General features: G+C 74.4%; 2 protein-coding genes and 1 pseudogene. 1 reads left to right on the forward strand and 2 read right to left on the reverse strand.

Annotated features, from left to right (window positions below; translation table 11 throughout):
- A pseudogene (locus tag BJF79_RS38260) lies at window positions 1-1,364 on the reverse strand (DEAD/DEAH box helicase); the annotation flags it as partial.
- Between the two features lie 312 nt (window positions 1,365-1,676).
- Here BJF79_RS38260 and BJF79_RS38265 point away from each other — a divergent pair.
- Window positions 1,677-1,904 carry a hypothetical protein gene (locus BJF79_RS38265; protein ID WP_262403183.1) on the forward strand — a complete coding sequence of 76 codons (228 nt, stop codon included), beginning with the start codon at window positions 1,677-1,679 and terminating at the stop codon, window positions 1,902-1,904.
- A gap of 57 nt (window positions 1,905-1,961) precedes the next feature.
- On the opposite strand, the gene BJF79_RS63635 is transcribed toward BJF79_RS38265, so the two are convergent.
- The coding region (locus BJF79_RS63635; protein ID WP_262403184.1) for a hypothetical protein at window positions 1,962-2,141 on the reverse strand (180 nt) is incomplete at its 5' end.

A 2,141-nucleotide genomic window follows, 5' to 3' on the forward strand; every position in this document is an offset into this window, starting at 1 on the left:
CGTTCCGGGCACCGCCGCCACGGGCGCCGCCGCCCGGGGCGCCGCCGCGGTTGTCGGGTGCGGGACGGGCGGGGGGACGGGCGCCGGTGATGCGGGCGAGCTCGGCGTCGCCGGGCCGCACGCTGGTGCTGTGCGGGCTGATGCCGGTCGCGGCCATCATCGCGTCCACGTCGCGGCGCTGGTCGGGGAGCACGAGGGTGACCACGGTGCCGCGCGCCCCGGCCCGCGCGGTGCGCCCGCTGCGGTGCAGGTAGTCCTTGTGGTCGGCGGGCGGGTCGATGTTGACGACGAGGTCGAGGTCGTCGATGTGGATGCCGCGGGCCGCGACGTCGGTGGCGACCAGCACGGTGACGGCCTCGGTGCGGAAGCCCTCCAGCGCGCGGTTGCGCTGCGACTGGGTCTTGCCGCCGTGCAGCGCCGCGGCGCTGACGCCGCGGGAGGTCAGCTTGCGGACGAGCCGGTCGGCGGCGTGCTTCTTCGCCACGAACATGATCACCCGGTCGCGGCGGGCGGCGACGTGCACGGTCGTCTCGTGCTTGTCGGTGTCGGCCACGTGCAGCAGGTGGTGCTCCATCGTGGTGACCGCGCCCTTGGGCGGGTCGACCGAGTGGGTGACGGGGTCGCTCAGGAAGGCGCGGACGAGCCGGTCGACGTTGCGGTCGAGCGTCGCGGAGAACAGCATCCGCTGCCCGCCCGCCGGGGTCTGCTCCAGGAGCCTGGTGACCTGCGGCAGGAAGCCCATGTCGGTCATCTGGTCGGCCTCGTCGAGCACGGTGATCCGCACCCGGCCGAGCCGCAGTCGCCGCGTCGATGAGGTCGGCGAGGCGTCCGGGAGTGGCGACCAGCACCTCCGCGCCGCGGGCGAGGGCGGTCGCCTGCCGGGTGATCGACAGGCCGCCGACCACGGTGGTCATCCGCAGGCCCACGGCCTCGGCGTACGGGGTGAGCGCGTCGGTGACCTGCTGCGCGAGCTCCCGCGTGGGGACGAGCACGAGGGCCAGCGGGTCGCGCGGCTCGGCGCGGTGCCCGGCGGTGCGGGCGAGCAGCGGCAGGCCGAAGGCGAGGGTCTTGCCGGACCCGGTACGGCCGCGGCCGAGGACGTCGCGTCCGGCGAGCGCGTTCGGCAGGGTGGCGGCCTGGATCGGGAACGGCGCGGTCACGCCCCGGCCGGACAGCGTCTCCAGGAGCGGCGCGGGCATCTCCAGCTCGGCGAACGACTCGACCGGCGGCAGCGGCGGCGTGGTCGTCTTCGGCGGGGCGAAGTCGTCGCCGGACCGCCGCCCGTTCGCCGGACGGCGGTCGTCCCCGGCGGGCCGGGGACGGGCGGGGCGGCCGCGTCGGGCCGGTCGGGCGGGGCGGGGCATATGGGAGCCTTCCACAGGAGCGGCGCGTGTCGAGGACGGCTCCGCTGCGCGGGGGAACGAACCGGGGGAGGACCGGCGGCGCTCGCACCGCGCGCTCCGCGCGGGGGCCGCCGCGATGGCCCGTCCGGAAGATCCTGAACAACAAAAATGCGTTTGAGGTCGAACACCGCAAACGCACGAAGTGCAACAATACCACATGATTGCATCGACGATCCGGAATTCTATGCCGGTCGTCGCAGGGTGCGGGTAAATTCTATGCCGGATCCCGGAGTGGCCGCCGATGGTGGCCGGGTGGGCGCATACTGGAGAGTGATGAAACCGTCCAAGCCGACCCAACGGCGACACCTGCCCACCAGCCCCTTCAAACCACCGGCCGCGGCTCCGCCCGTCAAGGAGTTCGCGCTCCAAGACCGGGTCACGCACGACAAGTACGGGCTCGGCCGGGTCCTGGAAATCGACCCGGGCCGTGCCGTCCTGGTCGACTTCGGGACGCAGAAAGTCAAGATTCTGGCCCCGTTCGCGAAGCTTTTCAAACTCTGAAACCGTACCCCGGCCCGCTCGAAAACCGGCCCCGCGCCGGCCCCGGACGTCCCTGCGTCACGGGGGCCCGGCCACCGGGGCCGCGCGGTCACGCGGGCCCGTCCGGCCGCCCGATCGCCGGGCCGTGCGGCCGTCGCGGCCGTACGGCCGGTAGGCGGCCGGTAGGCGGCCGGTAAGGCCGCTCTCGTCGGCGTGTCGGCGCCGTGTCCGCGCGCCGACGTCCGGACGCGCGCGCCA

Source organism: Actinomadura sp. CNU-125, from assembly GCF_001942465.1.
In the GTDB taxonomy this organism is placed as follows: domain Bacteria; phylum Actinomycetota; class Actinomycetes; order Streptosporangiales; family Streptosporangiaceae; genus Spirillospora.

Excerpts from the sequence above, each read along its gene's own strand:
- BJF79_RS38265 (WP_262403183.1), top strand. The coding sequence starts at position 1,677 with ATGAAACCGTCCAAGCCGACCCAACGGCGACACCTGCCCACCAGCCCC.